The following is an 18,149-nucleotide window of genomic DNA, read 5'->3' as shown; positions in this document are numbered from 1 at the left end:
CCTCATCAGGATTGCCGCTGCATTGATTTCAATGCTATGTTTGCCCACATGAAACTCATCAATCTTTTTTCGACCACCCGCACCACCACCAACTGGCTTGGAGGGTAGTGCGCGTCTGAAGAATAAGGACCCTCCGAGCGAAAGCCGGAGGGTTTTTTTTCGCCTTCTTGTTTTCGTTTCGGGTCCTGAATTTGTACTGAAAACGAAGCCGTAGGAGGCGAACCATGAAAAATCATCGCGATATCGCAGAAGAACTCGATCTATTCCATTCAGAACCCCAGGGACCCGGTATGGCGTTCTGGCATCCGCGCGGCTGGCGGATGTTCCGGACTGTAAAGAACCATATTCGCGCCGCCTATGAAGCCGAAGGCTTCCAGGAAGTGGCCACTCCGCAGCTCTTGAAGCGGGAGCTGTGGGAGACGTCAGGGCATTGGGAAAAATACGCGGATGACATGTTTGTCGGCGCAGGGTTTGGCGATGAGCCGGAATATGCGCTGAAGCCCATGTCCTGTCCAGCGCATATTCTGCTCTACAGACGGGGCGTGCGCAGTTACAAGTCTCTGCCGTTGCGTTTGTTCGAGTTTGGTTCGGTGCACCGCAATGAACGCTCCGGCGCATTGAATGGCTTGATGCGTCTGCGTCAGTTCACTCAGGACGACGCTCACGTTTTCTGTCGCTGGGATCAGGTCAGCGAAGAGATTCAGGCGTTTTTGCGCCGAGCTGAACGCGTGTATGCGGATTACGGATACGGACGCCCCCAGGTCTTCATATCCACTCGTCCACAGCGGGACTACTTTGGCGCGCCTGCAGACTGGGAACGCGCTGAACTCATGCTGACGCAAGCCTGTGAAGCGGCTGGCGCAGAGTTTATTCGGCAGGAAGGCGAGGGCGCATTTTATGGACCCAAGATTGAACTGGCGCTCAAGGACGGACAGGGGCGTCAATGGCAGATGGGCACTATCCAGTTGGACTTCAACATGCCGGAGCGCTTTGACCTGCATTATATCGACGCCGCCGGAGAACGGCGTAGGCCGGTGATTCTGCACCAGGCGGTGTATGGCTCCATTGAGCGCTGGATTGGCGTGCTGCTGGAGTCTTATCAGGCGGCGCTGCCAGCCTGGGTGCATCCTCAACCAGTGGTGCTGGCTTCAGTGGGACAAGACTCTGTCGCCTACTGCGAAAGCGTTGGCGCATTGCTGAGGCGTCACGGCGTACACGTTGAAATGGACCTGGACGATGTTTCCCTGGCGAAAAAAATGAAGCTGTTGAGGCGGAGCAGAACGCCCGTCATCTTGATCGTCGGCGCGCAGGAGATGGCGAGCGACTCGGTTGTGGTGCGACGTCGCGGTAGTGAACAGGCGTTGGCGTCTCGGGATGATCTCGTTGCGATGGTGAGAGAAGCCTTGTCTGTCGCTAATTGTGGGGACGTTTCTGTAAGTGAGCCAACTATTGAGGCTGCGTATGCAGAGTAGTGAAAGAATGAGACGGCTCACGCCGTCTCATTACCCAGAGGTCTCGCGTCTGGATTATTGTGGGACGCCCAACACGCGGAACTCCAGCAAACTGGTCCAGTCGCCGTCATAGACATTGGCGTCGTTGACGCGGATGCGAACGTAGCGTCCAGCGGCATCGACCTCATCGTGGTTAGGCGCGTCAATGGTTCCCGGACTGGCGTTGTCGTTGCGATCCACGATCTGCGTCCAGGGGCCTGCGGCGGCGTCGCTGACTTCCACCACATAGTGATAAGCGCGATCTTTATAGGCGACTAATTCAACCGCGCTGATTTGGGCCTTTGAGCCCAGATCTACGGTTAGCGCTTGTGGAAAATATTTCGCCGACCAGCGCGTCTCTACATCGCCGTCTACGGCGCGGCGACAGCCGTTGCCGTCCTCCTCATCGGTGCAGGAAACCGGTTTGCCCTGGGCGAGGTTGCTCACCGTTGTTGAACCGCCGTCGCTGGGAGGCTCGCCTCCGGCGGGCGCGCCGAATTCAACTTTATCCAGGTCCGGCGCCCAGGCGCTGGCGTTGTAGAAGCGTATGACATTGTCTCCGACGTCGAGGAAGAGGCTGTCTTCGTGGGCCTTAACCTGACTCCAGCTGCCGGAGTTCAACGGGGCGGAATCCTCTCCTGCGCCATTAACGCTCCAGTACAGGGTCCGGGTTTTGCCGGAGGTGAAGTGCAGTGTCATGGGATAGTAGTTGGCGCTTTTGGCGTTGACCTTGAACTCCGCCCAGTTGTCGCCGTTACCGATATATCCCAGGCCTTTACCGCCTGACATAAAGGTTTTCGACAGGACCTTGGTCTGGCCGTGCAGCTTGGCGGTTTCCGCTTCTATGGCGGTGACGTCGGGCTCGCCGTCGCCGGGTCCATCGCCTGGGCACTGATCGTCGCCCTCGGCGATGCAGAAATCATTAAACAGCACCTTTTCATCCCGCAGAGAGGCCTTGTTGTTGAGGCTGCGGTAAATGCCCCACTTGGGACGGACGAAAGGCTTGTCATTGAGCCACATATCTATGTCATTGGAACTCCAGGACATCAATTCCTGGCCGTCGCGCAGACGCTTGATACGGAGGCTGTAGGTTCCGTGGTCGTCGAAGCGTGAGGTTTCGATGACCTCCACCCATTCGCCCATAAAGGGCTCCAGGTCGACGATTTTGACCTTACCGAGATTGACGCTGTCTGAGTTATGAATGAGCTCCATTTTATTGGGACTGCCGGCGCGGGGCGTCAAGGTTATTAACGGCATGCCGCCGCCATCCCCTTTGATCTGGTGTACGTGGGTGAAGCTTTTGGACGGCTGGAAGCCTGAGTCCAGCTTGAACTTCCACCTGTAAGTGTGTGTTTCGCCGAGGGTTCCTTTTAATTTGTCAGGTGAAGAAGACGCTGTTTTTACCTCTGTACGCTGACGGTCGCTGTTGATGCAACGGTCGTCGTCTTCGTCCACATGGGCAAGAAAGGCGAATACATGCGTGTTCAGCTCAGCATTCCATTCTTCCGCAATATGTCTGCCGGTATGGCGACAGTCCGGCGTTTCAGGATCAGCGCCGAGCTTTTCGGCGAAGAGTTCATAAGTGTTGCCCGGACCATCGGCGGAAACGGTGACCGCCGCCTGGGCTGTGGCGCTGGCCAGAGCGATCAGGGCGAACGAAGTCGCCAGAGCGGAAACGGATGAGCGCCACGGTTTACGAACGACGGCGCAGGGCGGCGTCGGGATAGGGGGAATAGTTGAAGTATTCATAGGTAGTTCCTTCCTGCTGTTCTTATATCCGGGCGGTTTGGGCGGCAGTACGGATGAATTCCGCCATTAATGAAAATCATGGCGCACTGCCGAGAAACAACAAGAGTGTAAAAAGATGACGGCTGCTCCAATACCCTGGATGGCCTATGGAGTAGGTGATATTTCGTTTGGAATAAGCCGAAAATTCTTATCTGATGTATTTTAAAACAGTGGCTTATGCATGTTTTTTAATGTGATTAGGTGGGGTTGGGAGAGCTGTTGTCATCTCCCAAAGTGTTCCCAAATGCAAGTCAGATCGCCAAGGTGTTGGTCTGTATTTAGTAGATAGGGAGGGGGCCATGCTCTTTCACTGAACGGATGGCGAAGCTGCTGTCGATGTTATTGACGGCGGGAAGACTTTGCAGCCGGCGCACCCAGCGCTCATACCCCGGCAGACCCGCGCTGACCACTTGCAGCAGGTAGTCGAACGGACCTGATACGGTGTGGCAATTCACGACCTCGTCCATATTGCGCACTTTTTCTTCAAAGTCGGCGACCACGGATTCCGTGTGGCGGCTTAAACGGACATGCACAAAGATAGTGACCCCCAGTCCCAGCTTGGTTCTGTCCAATTGCGCCCGGTAGGTTTGAATCAGTCCGCTTTCCTCCAGATGTCTGACGCGTCTGGCGCAGGGCGAGGCGGACAGACCGACTTTATCCGCCAGTTGTGCGGTGGTCAGGCGGGCGTCCTGTTGCAGCAGGTCTAATAACTGTCGGTCTATCCGGTCAAGATTTGCTCTCTGCATGGAAATGGCTCTAATCACTACTAAATGAACATATATTAGTTTAATCAGCTAAATGTTCGCTATCTGTTCGTGAAAGTTGCCAGTTTTCGCCTCTTAATTTCCATGATAATGGGAAAAACAACTAACGAGGCATCCCTATGTCCGCCAGTGCGTCCATTAACGCTCACTCTGAGGCGTCCCTGACCCGAGTCACTCCCATCCTGTCCGATTCGAAGCAAAAATTGCTGGGTTATGGGGCCGCTTGCCTCACTGTGTTGATCTGGTCCAGCTATTTTCTGTCCCTCAAGTTTGGCGCGCTGTCGCCCCTGGGCATTTTCGATCTCGCCTTGTTTCGCTTCTGTATTCCCGGTCTTATCCTGACGCCTTTGTTAATCAAACGCCGGCATCGCATTCTGGCGGCGCCCAAACTGTATCTTCTGGGCGTCATGGTGGGGGCGGGGCTGCCGTTCTTTCTGTTGAGCGCCGCCGCTATGGGCTGGGCTCCTGTGGCGGACGGCAGCACGTTGATTCCGGGCGCTGCGCCATTGTTCGTGACCGGTATGGCGGTGTTGATTTTCAAGGAGCCGCTGTCGGTATGGCGTCGATACGGGTTGCTGGCGGTGGCGGTGGGCGCTTCCTGTTTTCTCTATTCCTCATTATCTCATCCTTCCGGCGACCTGTGGCGGGGCCATGTGCTCTTCTTGTTCTGTAGCGCCATGTGGGCGGTGTTTACGATTTCCGTTCGTCAAAGCGGCTTGAAGCCCTTGGAGGCGGCAGCGGTAGTGACGACGCCGAATGCGGCGCTGCTATTGATCTGGGCGCTATGGAGCCAGCCCGAATTAGCCTGGAGCAGCATGCCTGTGATGGAGTTAACGGCGCAGATGCTGGTGCAAGGCATTGGAGTAGGGCTGGGAGCGGGCTTTCTGTACAGTTTTGCGATCTCGCGACTGGGCGCTGAAATTACCTCCGCCATTGGCTCCATGACGCCAGTTTGCGCCACTTTGCTGGCGGCGGTTATGTTACAGGAAAGCGTCGAATTTGCTTCCCTGTTGGGACTGGGCTTGGTAACCTCAGGCGTCATTTGCGCCAGCGGCCTGCTGAACCGGGAGAAAGCCTGAGCAGGTTAAGCGGCGGCGCCGAAAATCACCGGATTTCCAACGTCAATCACTCTATCAGATGGAGTAAAAACCATGTTCGAGCGTTTAAGCGCCCCCAAGCAGGACCCGATCCTGTCCATCAGCGTTGCATTCAAGGAAGACCCCCGACCCAATAAGATCGATCTGGGCATCGGCGTATACCGCAACAGTGAGGGGCAAACGCCGATCATGGCCGCCGTGCGCGAGGCGCAACTGGTGCTGGCGAACACGCAACAATCCAAGAGCTATGTCGGTCTGGCCGGAGACGAAATCTTCAACAAGGCGATGGTTGATCTATTGTTGCAGGGAACCAAATTGCACAGTCGCGCTGCGGGCGTGCAGACGCCTGGCGCCAGCGGCGCGTTGCGTATGCTGGCGGATCTGCTGAAACAAGCGCGTCCAGACGCCACCGTCTGGATCAGCTCGCCCAGTTACGTGAATCACCGTCCGGTGATGGAAGCGGCGGGTCTGACCGTGAAGGAGTACCCATACTTTATCGCCGAAACCAAAGCGGTGGACGAAGCCGCCATGCTGGCTCAGGTTGAGCAATTGGGCGAAAGCGATGTGCTGTTGCTGCACGGCTGCTGCCACAACCCCACCGGCGCGGATATTTCTTTAGACACTTGGAAACGCATTGCAGAACTGGCCAATTCGAAAGGGTTTCTGCCGTTTGTCGATATCGCCTATCAGGGCTTCGGCGATGGTCTGATGGAAGACGCGGCGGGTTTACGCATATTGGCGGACAGCGTAGAAGAGATGATTATCGCCACCTCCTGCTCGAAGAACTTTGGCCTCTATCGCGAGCGCACTGGCGCGGCCATCGTTATCGGCAAAACCATGGAAGAAACCATGAAGGCGCGGGGACGCATCCTGGAAATGGCGCGCTCCACTTACACCATGCCGCCAGATCACGGCGCGGCGATTGTGGCCATGATTTTGAACAATCCGCAGTTGAAGGAAACCTGGTTGACCGAACTGCAGGATATGAACGCGCGCATCAAACGTCTGCGTGAACAATTGGCGGCGGCGTTCCAGACTGCGACTGGCAGTGATCGCTTTGACTATTTCAAACGCCACAAAGGCATGTTCTCCGTCACCAGCCTGAGCGATGAGAAAATCGCTATGCTGCGCCAGGAGCACGGCGTGTATCTGGTCGGCGGCGGCCGCCTGAATGTGGCGGGATTGAGAGAAAGCGACATCGACGCGGTGGTGAAAGCCTTTATCGCCGTTGGCGCTTGATAACGAGCGTTAATCTCGCCTTATAAAAAAGCCCCGCGCGGATGGGCGCGCGGGGCTTTAAGGCATCCTGCCGGTCAGGCGCAGTTGCGGACGCCAACAGGCTGATCCTGCAACTACGCCGATTCCCTTTCATCTTGAAACGAACGCCATGCCGGCAGCGGGTCAGGGTAGGTCACCCAGACTTTTTCGCCTTGGGCCAATTCCGCGTCGGTCAACAGGCAGGCGTTGAGTTCGCTGCGCAGCCGCTCCCAGTCGATTCCCTGTCCGATAAACACCAGCTCCTGACGGCGATCGCCGTAAGGCTCCAGCCAGTTACCGCGAATCAGGCGCAGGGATTCTTCATCCTGGGGCCAGTATTCTTGTGGCGCGCCGGCCCAAAACAGGCCTGCGTAACTGTAGCGCATCACACCGCCGGCTTGAGACCAGCCCCCGGCTTCATAAGGGCGGCTGGCGAGCCAGAAATATCCTTTGGACCGTAGCAGGCGTCCATTATTCCAGTCCCGCTCCAGAAACTGATGAAAGCGCTGGGGATGAAAAGGGCGACGCGCCCGGTAACTGATGCTGCCGATGCCGTACTCCTCCGTCTCTGGCGTGTGCTCGCCGCGCAGTTCCTGCAACCAACCCGGCGCTCGGGCGGCTTTCTCAAAATTGAATCTGCCAGTGTTTAAAACTTTAGACAGCGGCGCCTGTCCCATCAAGGCCGCCACGATATCCGCATCCGGGTTGAGCTTGCGCAGCACGGAAAATAACTCTTCCCGTTCCGCCTGACTGATCAGATCAAGCTTGCTAACTACCAACACGTCGCTGAACTCAATTTGCTCCACGAGCAGCTCGGCGACGTTGCGCTCGTCCCCGGCGTCCAGCGACTCGCCGACTTCCTGCAGCGTAGCGGCGTTTTCATAATCGCGCATGAAGTTGACGCCATCCACTACCGTGACCAAGGTATCCAGTTGCGCGATATCCGCCAGACTCACGCCATGCTCGTCCCGAAACGTAAAAGTTTCGGCCACCGGCAGCGGTTCGGATACGCCCGTCGATTCTATGACCAGATAATCGAAGCGATTCTCCCGTGCAAGGCGGGAAACCTCCTGCAATAAATCTTCTCGCAAGGTGCAGCAGATACAGCCATTGCTCATTTCCACCAGTTTTTCTTCCGCCCGATTCAGATTCACTTCGCGATTGATCTGGCTGGCGTCAATGTTGACTTCACTCATGTCATTAACGATGACCGCGACCTTAAGGCCGTCCCGGTTTTGCAGAATATGGTTGAGCAGGGTGGTTTTTCCTGCGCCGAGAAACCCCGACAGCACGGTCACGGGCAATTTATACATGGTATGACTCCACGGATATGAATAGTGTGTTTTGTAAATGTTATAGCATAACAAAAAGACTATTTTGTCAACAAAGTTAAAACTCACAAAAGGGAAACAAGAATGTCGGTCAAAATTTGCTCGAGTGCTTTATAATTAACAACAGAACCGGCGTTATGAGAGGAACGCCTCTTCTGCAATTCAGCCTATCTTCTCTCCTTGGCTACCTCGGAGCTTCAACAATGTCCCCTGTGAAAGTTTCCAAGCTCACCGTGGCGCTCATGTTTAGCCTGTTGTTTTTGGCTGCGCCTGCTTATTCCGCCTGCTCCAAATCCCTGGTCATCAATCAGGCGAATTGGAAGCCTTATATGTACGTGAAGGAAAACGGAGAACTTGCCGGTTTGGACTATGAACTGGTCAAAGCCATATTGGATCTCGCCGGCTGCGAGTATACGTTCGTGCGAATTCCCTCCAAGCGGGCGCTGCTGGAGCTGGAGAAGGGGCGAGTGGACATGGTGGCGGGCGCTTCCATTACGCCGGAAAGGGAAGTGTACGGGCGCTTCACCGTCAGTTATCGGGATGAAACCATGGTGATCTTCATCCGCAAGGAACAGCAGAACTATTACCCCGCCTCAAGCCTGAATGATCTGTTGAATAATTATCAACTGATCTTCGGCGCGGTCATCGGCGCTTATTATGGGGCGGAGTACGAGCTGCTGGATCACGCCTCGCTGGCGAAGAACAACCGTTTGATTCTGATGAAAGACAATGAACGGTTGCTGGATTTATTGGTGTTGAACCGCCTTGACGCAATCGCCGGCGACCGGGTCAGTTTGAGCGTCATGGCGCGTACGCTGGGCATCGCGGAGAAGGTCGCCATCCATGAACACCTGCTGAACCAGGACTTCGTGCACTTCCTGTTGAGCAAGAAGTCTACGACGCCGCAGGACCGTGAGGTGCTGAACACCGCTATTCAGACCTTCGTAAAGTCGGATGAATATAAATATATTCTCGGTCGCTATGGTCTGGAGCCATATACCCGTCCTGGCTCGGATAAAGTCCTGCACGATTTTTATCTGGATCAGTTAGAGAAGGCGGAACAGAACTGAGGCGACCTTGCGGCGACTCCGCGCAGATGCGCGGAGTCTGTCATTTCAGGTATAAAACCTGAGGTAATGTCTGAAGTTATTCAGATCAAGGGGTCAGCACTTCAAACTCCTGACCCGTTTCGAACACGAAAGCCCGACCGGGACATCCTTTGGCGTCAAAGTCATACCATTTTGCATGCAATGAACCATCCGTCGTCTTCGTGTAGCCGCAGCCCCGATCGGGGTTGGGCTCGTTCAGGTTCCAGTGCACGTCGCAGCCGCCGTTGTCGACAAACCCTGTGGAGCTTTTCACATAACGACAGTCCTCGGGCCAGATACAGGACAAAGTCCATAAGCCCGCGCACTTGGTTTCCTCTCCCGCCATCACAGTGGCGTTATATTGCTCGTCGACCACCTGAATTCCCTCTATTGTGGCGAATTCCTGAGCCTGTATCGCGGCGCTCAACAACAGCGCGCTCGTCAGCATCATGCCTTGTTTGAAATAAGTCATTTTTTCTCCTTTATTATGTTCGCCTAGTCCTGTTGATTGGCTTAAAACGACCGCGCAGAGGCGTATTCTGACGCCTTCTGCGCTTTGCTGCGCTCCATTCCCGGTGAAACCCAGGGGGGAGCGTGCGGATGTATTTTTAACACAGTTATTGTGACGAAATATTGTATATTTCCGGCATTTTGAAATGCGTCGGCGCTGTCGTTTCAGACATCTAAAGGAAGCCAGTTGTTCGCGGGATTAATTGTTCCAGAACAGGAGGTAGGGGGAGATTAAAATCCGCTATAATTTTCTCGTCATCCGCGCCATTATGGCGGACAAAAAAAGGATATCCCGGACAGGAAATATGAAAAAACATGGAACGCTTTTTTTCTTAGTCGTCTTTACCGCCGTTATGGCCTTGCTGGTCGGCGTATATTGGCAGGAAATTGAACGCAGCGTCGACGCCAAAGATACGTTCGCCCTGGGCGGCACCAAGATGAAATACAGGGAAACTCTGAAGGTGCTGCTGTGGAAGGGCTATATTCCCGACACCGTGCACAAGAAAATTCAGCAGGAGCTGAATATCAACATAGAGGTCACCACCTTTGACTCCGATGCGGAGTTCAAGAAGCATCTGAATCTTCACGGCAACGACGACAAGAATCCCAACGATCCGGAAATTCCCTTCGATATCATCATGCCCACCGACTACATGGTGTTGAGTCTGGCGGAGAAGGGGCTGATCGAGAAAATCAATTACGACAAGATCCCCAACTACCGCAATATCGCGATGAACCTGCGGCGTCAGGATTTCGCCAGAAGCCTGTTCGACTATTCGGTGCCCTATATCTATGGCAGCCTGGGCATTGGTTATAACTACTGGGAAATCGGCAATATCGTTTTTAACTGGAAGATGTTGTTCGAGCCACAGTCGAACACTTCCCTGAAAGGACTGATAGCGATTTCGCCAGACGCCCGCATTAGTCTTGGTATTGCGCTGCTCGCCATGGGCAAGTCGCCCAACTCCAGGGATCAGGACGAAGTGCAGCAGGCGGGAGAATATCTGAAAACGGCCATCGCCAAATACGACATACGCATGATGAACTCCGGCATGGGCGACATGCTGGCCAGTCAGGACTTGTTGCTGACCATGGCCTGGAGCGGTGAAATTGCGGAAGCGCTCAACGAAGATCCGGACGTAAGCGGCATTAACAGCCTGGCGGCGAAGATCGTACGTTTCTCTCTACCGGACGAGGGCGCTTTGGTGTATTTCGATGCGCTGGCGATTCCCAAAACCTCCACCAGGCAGGAACTGGCGCTGGAATACATCAACTGCCTGCTTGATCCCTTCATGTCGGCGGACGTCACTAATTACTCTTACTTCGCCACCGTCAATCAACAGGCGGAGCCCTATGTGAAGACGGAGATCGTCAATGGCCCGGCCTATTTCCTGCCCACCACCAGCGGCCCTGTGTTTATTCGCCAGTACTTAGGGGATGACGAGAAAATCTACGACACCGTATGGCGGGACGTCATGCGCTTTTACTTCGAGCATCTACGCAAACAGAATTACTACAAAACCGAACGCAGCCAGCACCAGCTCTGGAAATTCTGAGGCGACCGTCAATCGACGGTCACTCCCACATCCTGACGTTGCTCGATGCCTTCCCCCAGATTCTTGGTGCTGGGTTTGGCGGTTGGCGTTGAAGGTATGATGGTGTTGGAAGGCGCGGACGGATCGTTTGTTCTCGGCTGCGCCGTCGGCGTTGCAGAGGAGGTCAGGGTGTCGTCCGTCTGGGCGATGTTGGTGGACTTCAGGCTGGACGCGAATACGGACGACAGGTCCGAAATGCCCACGGGAGAACTGGGCGCCGCAGCAGTGGTCGCGTCGCCGGCGGTATTCAGAATCAACGGCAGGCCATCTGTGCCGCTGCCGCCAATCACCACCAGTTTCGCGTTGTTGGATTTGGCCAGCTCCAGGGTGGCGCGAATGCCCTGATAGCGCAGATATTCCGGCGTCAGGCCTTCGTTGACGTTTTTCTGGAACTGCTGGATCCCTTGCGACTCATATTGCTTGCGCTGAATCTCCAGCTGCTCACGTTCCAGAATATAGGTGTACGCCAGCGCTTTTTGTTCTTCTTCCAGTTTGGTTTCTATGGCGGAAGCGACAGTGTCCGGCAGATGAATTTCCTTGATCAGCAGATCGTCCAGCACGATATGCCGTTGCTGCAGTTCGGTCAGCGCCATCAGCACGATGTTCTGAATGATGTTGCCCTGAGTGGCGTATATATCGTCGGGCTCATATTCACCCAGCACCCGGCGGATAATCGCCTGGGTTTCCGGTATCACCACCCGGTCGATATACTCCGGCCCCACGTACTCATGCAACAGATACAGCGTCTTGCGATTAGGAGAGAAACGCACCGACGCGCGCACCCGGATCAGCAGTCCGTTCTTGCTGAGCACGGTGAAGATGGTTTCCCGCTGCTGCACCCGCACTTCGTATTTATACATGATGTTGAACGGGTTGATGATATGCAGGCCGCCGCCATAAACCCGCTGCTCCACGCCATCGTCGAAGCGCTTCCACAGCACGCCAGCCTCACCGGGATAGATATTGATGAAGATGCGGTGAAACAAATAGGCGACAAGAAACAGGATGATAAAAAACAACACAATGAGAGGGACTTTGGCGCGTCGCCAGAATGGCCGCCAGCGCGCCATAAATCTCTCTCTCCAGCGTTTATTTCCTTTACTTCTCATGGATGCCGTCGCATTCATACCCAAAAGTCCCTTCTTGAACCAAACGTCCGCTTTCTCCTGACGCTGGAGAGTTAAATATGCAGACTAGGATTTGTGATTATTTTGCCTGCGTCGAGTTTGATCACCCGGTCGGCGATCTCGAAATAATGATCGTCGTGGGTGGCCGCGATAATGGTTTTACCCTGCGCCTTCATTTCCGGAAGAATGGTTTCATAGAAATAGCGACGGAAATCCGGGTCCTGATCCGCCGCCCATTCATCGAAAACGTAAATCTGTTTGTCTTCCAGCAGAGATACAATCAGCGCCATGCGCTTTTTCTGTCCGGTGGACAGCTTGATGTCGCTGATCTCGTTATCCTTGATCTGGCAACGCTCCGACAGTTTCATCAGCTCCAGCAGGCGCTTCACTTTGCTGCGGTCTTTGACGTCCACGCCATACAGATGCTTGAACAAATGGAAGTCGGAAAAGATGACGGAATACAGGCTGCGGTATTGCAGCATGTTGTTGGCGTGCAGGGGGCTTCCATCCATCAGAATGCTGCCGGAATCAGGCTGGTACAGGGCTGTCAGCAGCTTAAGAAAGGTGGATTTGCCGCTGCCGTTGCCGCCAATCATGAAGATGATTTCGCCGCGCTTGATCGTGAGATCGATAGGGCCGACGGTAAAACCTTTGGCCTGTCCCGGACCTGGCTGGCCGTTCTCGTTGTAGCTGAACTGGATGTGATCGCAGCGGATTTCCTGAAACGGCGCCTCCTGGCTTTGCGTGATCGCATCTTCATTGGAGAAGTGCTGCAGCTGGTCGGATTCGATGCTGCGCAAGCTGTCCAGCTCTGTCTCCAGGCGTTGAATATTGACGATAGCCACGTTGCTTTTGGCGATCAGCGGCGCCACGCCGACGATTTCACTCAAAGGACCGATAACGAACAACATGATGGCGGCCAGTTTCGGAATACTCTCCGTGGAGGCGGGGCTTATCATCGGAATCAGGAAGATGATGGAGGCCATCAGAATAAAGGTGAAACTCTGGGTGAATACGTTGAGATTGTTGTAGGCCAGGCTGGTCTCTATCTTCAACGTCTCCATGCTGTTGGACAGCGGCAGCAAACGTTCCTGGTAAAAACAGTTGCTTTTCGATGGGTTGATCTTCAATTCCTTGAAGCCATCCAGCAGTTCGCCGAGGGCGTCGAAATACTCGTTCTGCTTTTCCGACGCCATATGCAGTTTGCGATTCAATACGCGCTGGCGGGCGAAGAAATAAAACAGGCAGAGCGAGGTGGTCAGCACGGTGAGGAGCAGGGCGGTGGTGGACACGTAAGCGATGAACAGCAACGCGAATATCACCATCACAAAAGAGCCGATAGCGTTGATGATGAAAGGCGTATATTGCGACAGCGTCAGGGTTTCCGTGTTCAACACCGAATACATACGGCCACGGCCCACTTTCTCAAACGCGCGCAGATCCGTTTTACGGATTTTATCGGCGATGCGGGTGCGGATTCGCTCAAGTACATGCTCCACCTGGGTGGTGTTGTAATTGAGGGTGTAGCGCTTGCTGAGCCAGAAGGCGGCCAGGGCGACGGCGAACATCAACAGATAGCGGAAGTTCAGTTCGTGTGGGGCGGCGTGTTGCGCCGCGTGAATGACGATAACGGCGATGACGCCGTTGAGCATACCGCTGACCACTACCATCGCCAGCGCATAATAATTGAAGTCCGCGTGTTCCCGTTTAATAAAGTTCAGAAATTCCATATAACGCAGCGACCGCCCATGTCCGGGTGATAAGGGATTCTTTTTGTATTTCTGTCAGGCGGGTGCGGAGGGAAGAATAGATAGAGAGCGGACAAAGCCCTGTAAATACAGCATTTTTCCTGTTTATCGTTCACCCTTCCATAGTGTGCGAAATCATTCTAGGAGCTTTGCGCCGATATTTCTAATATTTCCTGCCTTGCGCGCGCGGAAAAATATTTTCTGAGATTCCGCTACCGATTTTTTCTCGCTTAACTATACTTATTTCCACCTTGCTCGCGCAGGGGGCGTCCCGTCTGGTCCAAAATATATTTGAAGGACTGATTTACAAGGAGAAATTATCTTCTTCAGGGCGCCCATCCAGAGCAGGACGCAGCCCGTCAGGGAGTTCAACAAGGGCTGTCGCAGCCGCACGTATGGGCGCCAAAAACGTGCGGAGGTAACCTCATATAACAACAAGATAAAAGTTGATAAGCGACATGGAAAAACTTGCTGACGTCGAGGCGTGTCCCGTTGATCGTCTGGATATCTCTCAAATCACCCCCCAACTGTTTCACTCGGAATACCGGCGCAAAAGCCGCCCCCTGATCATCACCGGCGCCCTGAACGACGCCAAAAACTGGTCCCTTGAATTTATGTGTCGCGAAGTCGGCGATCGTAAATTTCCCGTGCGTTGCTACGGCCCTGGACACTTCAACAAGCCCAAATCGGAATGGAGCAAGTACTGCGATTATCAGGAGATGAAACTCGCTGATTATGCATTGCAACTGACCAGCGATTACGCGCGCAAGAATAATCATTACATGGGGCAGGTCGCCATCGGCGATACGTCGTTGGCCAACGTGTTGCGTGGGGCGCTGGGCAATATTTCCGAACGTTGCGATATGCAGAAGGCCACGGACATGTTCCTTTGGCTGGGACCCAGCGGCCACACCGAACCGCTGCATTGGGATTGCGGTGAGGGCACAGTGTTGATGCTGCACGGCGCCAAGAAGGTGGTGCTGTTTCCGCCGGAGCAAAGTGAAAACCTGTATCCCTTTTCCCTCTATGGCAGTCCCGCTGCGCCCTGGTTCAGCAAAGTCTACGTGGCGAAGCCGGATTACGACGCCTACCCGAAACTGCGGGAAGCTATGAAACACAAAATCGAGCTGGTGCTGCGCAAAGGCGAGGTGCTGTTCATCCCCGTATACTGGTGGCATGAACTGTCCAGCATCGGCAAGGATTTCTATACCTGCTCGGTCAATCGCTTCTGGCGGGTCAAGCCGTTCTCCCGTCTGACCAGCAATAAACTGGGATTGGCGCTGTACCTGTCCCAACTGGGTCTGATGACCGTTAATGGCGTTATCGACGGTTTGCGCAGACCGGCTGATGTGGTTTAGGGATTAGAACGCGACGTGGCTATCAGGATGATCGCCTGAGGCTCCCTCGATACTCCGTCGCATTCCCCCCCCACGCTCCCAATAAAATCTCTTCCCAAGGAGATGCCTGTCATGAACAAGGAAAAGAGTTACGGCTTACAGTCCGAGGTAGAACGTCTGGATGCAGAGGACAGCGAAAGGTTCGCCGCGTTATGTCAGGAATCATCGCAGCCGGTGATCCTGAGTGGAGGGGCGCTGGCGTGGCCGGCGTTGGAGAAATGGACGCCGGATTATTTCCGACGCCGTTTCGCCTCGCAAAGAGTGCGCCCGTCCCTGCAGCTGCCCGCTTATGGCGCTCCCTATTTCAGCACCGAAAAACATCATCGCAGAGAGATGTATCTGAGCGAGTTTATCGACATTCTGGAATCGGGCGACGCCTGCTATGTCGACCAGACCGATGTGCATTCTTTTAGCGGTCTTGAGGAGGATTATTGTTATCAGCAGTTTATTTCGCCGGGGGTGAACTTCACCAGTCTATGGATCGGCTCCAAGACCCGTTCGGGACTGCATTACGACAACATGGACAACCTGTTCGTGCAGGTTTACGGAGAGAAAAAAGCGATCCTGCTGGCTCCGCAGGAGGCGCGCAATTTATACCCCTTTGGCGACTGCATCTCCAAGAGTCGGGTGGACCCGGAACGTCCCGATCTGATGCATTACCCACGTTTCGCCAAAGCGAAAACCCTGACTGCCCGTCTGCAACCCGGCGACATTTTGTTTTTCCCTCGCGGCTGGTGGCATCACTTTTCGTCCACTGGGCCGTCGATCTCACTGTCCTGTTGGTATGGCGCGCCGCTCACCATCGCCGAGCAGGCGCGCGGCGTGAATCTGGCCGGACGGCATTTATGGTTTCGCATCCTGCGTGACTTCCTCTGGCACGGCGTGTTAGGCCGCGCCTACAACCAGCGATTATTCAGTACGCCTCCTACCGGCAAGTTGTTGTATGACTTGCTGTTCGCACCCAAACGACTGACAAAAACCGAATAAAAACCGAATAAAGGAATGCTTATGTCTAAACCAATTTATGTGCTGGGAACCGGACTTTCCCATGACGGTTCGGCGTGCCTGTTAAAAGATGGCGAGGTGTGCGTGGCCATCGAGAAAGAGCGGATCACCCGCATCAAGCATGACGGTTTTTGCGACAGTGAGGCGATGCAGTATTGTCTGGACGCCGAGGGCATCAGCTTCGATGACGTGTCGGCAGTGGTGCAGAACGCTAACTTCAGCAATTTCGATCGCGGCAACAAGATCTTTCATGGGCAACCGCGGATCATCCCGGACCATGTCAAAACGGTCACTATTTCGCATCACCTGGCGCATGCCTACAGTGTGGTGGGAACCAGTCCCTTTGACGACATGGCGGTACTGGTGATCGACGGTTGCGGCAGCAGCTGGGACGACTGCCTGGATCTCGACGGCGCCCACGTGCCGGAGGCTCAACCCGGCGCTGACTTTAATCATTTGTTTTTCGAAAAGGACAGTTATTACCTTTATGAGAAAGGGAAGCTGCGCCCGGTTTACAAAGATTTCTCTCCTTTCGGCTATTTTCTCAAGGGCTACTCCATGTGCCCGCCGACCACCAAACACTCCATCGGCGGGTTGTATTCCGGGGTGAGTCAGTATGTATTTCAGGGCATGGAAGACCCGGGCAAACTGATGGGACTGGCGCCTTACGGGCGCCCAGGCGTCTATGATTTTCAGGCGTTCGAATGTCGCGACGGGCGCGTTTTCGTCAACTACGACTGGATGAAGCATTTCAATCGGCCGCGGGTGCGCTATGAAGATCTGGCGGAGAATTTCGATTATTACGCGGATATCGCCTATTGGATGCAACGGGAGATCGAACGCGCACTGCTGTATCTGGTGAATCACCGTTTTGAACATCAGCCCCACAAAAACCTGGGTTACGCTGGCGGCGTGGCGCTAAATGCGGTGGCCAACGCCAAGCTCTTGAAGCAAACCGGCTTCGAGGATTTCTATTTTCAACCCGCCGCGGCGGATAACGGCCTGGCCATTGGCTGCGCCTATTACGGCTGGCTGGAAGTGTTGGGGCAGGAACGGATCAAACACGACGCTTCGCCTTATTTCGGCAAGTCCTACGAAGCGGAAGAGCTGTATCCCGCCATGCAGACCTACGCTGGAAAAATCAGTTACCGACGTCTGCCGGAGGACGAAGCGATTAACCGCACCGCGGAATTGCTGGCGGAGGGTAAAGTGGTCGCCTGGTTTGAAAAAGGCTCCGAATTCGGCCCGCGCGCTCTGGGACATCGCAGCATTCTGGCGGACCCGCGTAATCCCGACGTACGCGAGCATATCAATCGCAACGTTAAATTCCGCGAAGACTTCCGGCCGTTCGCGCCCTCCGTACCGCTGGAAAAAGCCGGCGTCTATTTCGACTGCGACTATCCCAGTCCCTACATGATTCTGGTGGCGCCGACCCGGGAAGAGTGGAAAAAAGAAATCCCCGCCGTCGTCCATGCGGACGGCTCCGCCAGAGTGCAGACGGTGACCGAGTCCGTGTCGCCCAACTACTATCGACTGCTAAACAAGTTTGGCGAACTCACCGGCGTTTATGTCCTGCTCAACACCTCGTTCAACAAGAAAGGCATGCCCATCGTAGAAACCCCCAAAGAAGCCCTCGACTTTTTCATGGAATGCGCCCTGGATGCATTAGTCATCGACGGCTGCCTGATCGAAAAAGCCGCCGTCGCTCAAGCGCCGCGCAAGGTCGACGAGAAGAAAGAGTGGGAAAAAGGCCTGGGCAGCCTGTACCCGGAAAACGTGGGGATTTGATTCAATAAACCGTTTGTGATCCACAGTAAAAATCCACCTTCTAAGAAGGTGGATTTTTACTTCTTCACAATATGCGGCTGTGCCGCGACCATCTAACATACGCATGAGATTTACCCTTAAAGTTATTGTTATCAACTGGTATATATGCCGATTGAAGAGAGGAT

The 18,149-nt window shown here is 54.5% G+C and carries 13 protein-coding genes and 1 pseudogene; 8 read left to right on the top strand and 6 right to left on the bottom strand.

The window, feature by feature from the left end; genetic code table 11:
• Window positions 1-221: 221 nt before the first annotated feature.
• Window positions 222-1,472: pseudogene (gene thrS, locus EUZ85_RS20300) on the top strand (threonine--tRNA ligase); the annotation flags it as partial.
• 54 nt (window positions 1,473-1,526) lie between these two features.
• Here the strand turns inward: thrS and EUZ85_RS20295 are convergent.
• Both EUZ85_RS20295 and EUZ85_RS20290 read right to left on the bottom strand, forming a co-directional pair.
• On the bottom strand, window positions 1,527-3,239 hold the full coding sequence (locus EUZ85_RS20295; protein ID WP_127971361.1) for a discoidin domain-containing protein: 1,713 nt from the start codon (window positions 3,237-3,239) through the stop codon (window positions 1,527-1,529).
• Between the two features lie 317 nt (window positions 3,240-3,556).
• A complete protein-coding gene (locus tag EUZ85_RS20290; protein ID WP_127971359.1) occupies window positions 3,557-4,024 on the bottom strand; it encodes an Lrp/AsnC family transcriptional regulator in 468 nt (155 codons plus the stop codon).
• A gap of 137 nt (window positions 4,025-4,161) precedes the next feature.
• Between EUZ85_RS20290 and EUZ85_RS20285 the strand changes: the two genes are divergently transcribed.
• On the top strand, window positions 4,162-5,121 hold the full coding sequence (locus EUZ85_RS20285; RefSeq protein WP_127971357.1) for a DMT family transporter: 960 nt from the start codon (window positions 4,162-4,164) through the stop codon (window positions 5,119-5,121).
• 72 nt (window positions 5,122-5,193) lie between these two features.
• Window positions 5,194-6,378: an amino acid aminotransferase gene (locus EUZ85_RS20280; protein WP_127971355.1), complete on the top strand. Its 1,185-nt coding sequence runs from the start codon at window positions 5,194-5,196 to the stop codon at window positions 6,376-6,378.
• Between the two features lie 113 nt (window positions 6,379-6,491).
• On the opposite strand, the gene zigA is transcribed toward EUZ85_RS20280, so the two are convergent.
• The gene (gene zigA / locus EUZ85_RS20275; protein ID WP_127971353.1) at window positions 6,492-7,709 is read right to left on the bottom strand and encodes a zinc metallochaperone GTPase ZigA; all 1,218 of its coding nucleotides are present in this window, start codon (window positions 7,707-7,709) and stop codon (window positions 6,492-6,494) included.
• A gap of 221 nt (window positions 7,710-7,930) precedes the next feature.
• Between zigA and EUZ85_RS20270 the strand changes: the two genes are divergently transcribed.
• Complete coding sequence (locus EUZ85_RS20270; protein ID WP_241566816.1) at window positions 7,931-8,797, top strand: ABC transporter substrate-binding protein; 867 nt, start codon at window positions 7,931-7,933, stop codon at window positions 8,795-8,797.
• A gap of 85 nt (window positions 8,798-8,882) precedes the next feature.
• On the opposite strand, the gene EUZ85_RS20265 is transcribed toward EUZ85_RS20270, so the two are convergent.
• Complete coding sequence (locus EUZ85_RS20265) at window positions 8,883-9,287, bottom strand: hypothetical protein (RefSeq protein ID WP_127971349.1); 405 nt, start codon at window positions 9,285-9,287, stop codon at window positions 8,883-8,885.
• A gap of 343 nt (window positions 9,288-9,630) precedes the next feature.
• Between EUZ85_RS20265 and EUZ85_RS20260 the strand changes: the two genes are divergently transcribed.
• A complete protein-coding gene (locus EUZ85_RS20260) occupies window positions 9,631-10,881 on the top strand; it encodes a spermidine/putrescine ABC transporter substrate-binding protein (protein WP_164887302.1) in 1,251 nt (416 codons plus the stop codon).
• An 8-nt stretch (window positions 10,882-10,889) separates the two neighbouring features.
• Here the strand turns inward: EUZ85_RS20260 and EUZ85_RS20255 are convergent, their stop codons facing one another.
• Window positions 10,890-11,990, bottom strand: a complete 1,101-nt coding sequence (locus tag EUZ85_RS20255) for a prohibitin family protein (protein WP_164887301.1) — start codon at window positions 11,988-11,990, stop codon at window positions 10,890-10,892.
• A 110-nt stretch (window positions 11,991-12,100) separates the two neighbouring features.
• The gene (locus tag EUZ85_RS20250) at window positions 12,101-13,777 is read right to left on the bottom strand and encodes a cyclic peptide export ABC transporter (protein ID WP_127971344.1); all 1,677 of its coding nucleotides are present in this window, start codon (window positions 13,775-13,777) and stop codon (window positions 12,101-12,103) included.
• Between the two features lie 476 nt (window positions 13,778-14,253).
• Between EUZ85_RS20250 and EUZ85_RS20245 the strand changes: the two genes are divergently transcribed.
• From EUZ85_RS20245 to EUZ85_RS20235, 3 genes are all read left to right on the top strand, one after another.
• A complete protein-coding gene (locus EUZ85_RS20245) occupies window positions 14,254-15,153 on the top strand; it encodes a cupin-like domain-containing protein (RefSeq protein WP_127971342.1) in 900 nt (299 codons plus the stop codon).
• Between the two features lie 111 nt (window positions 15,154-15,264).
• Window positions 15,265-16,179, top strand: a complete 915-nt coding sequence (locus EUZ85_RS20240; protein ID WP_164887300.1) for a cupin-like domain-containing protein — start codon at window positions 15,265-15,267, stop codon at window positions 16,177-16,179.
• Window positions 16,180-16,200: 21 nt separating this feature from the next.
• On the top strand, window positions 16,201-17,985 hold the full coding sequence (locus tag EUZ85_RS20235) for a carbamoyltransferase C-terminal domain-containing protein (RefSeq protein WP_127971338.1): 1,785 nt from the start codon (window positions 16,201-16,203) through the stop codon (window positions 17,983-17,985).
• The last annotated feature ends 164 nt before the right edge of the window (window positions 17,986-18,149 follow it).

It is taken from the genome of Hahella sp. KA22 (genome assembly GCF_004135205.1).
In the GTDB taxonomy this organism is placed as follows: domain Bacteria; phylum Pseudomonadota; class Gammaproteobacteria; order Pseudomonadales; family Oleiphilaceae; genus Hahella.
The sequence above is the reverse complement of the archived record's forward strand: the minus strand, read 5'-3'. Positions and strand labels throughout refer to the sequence as shown.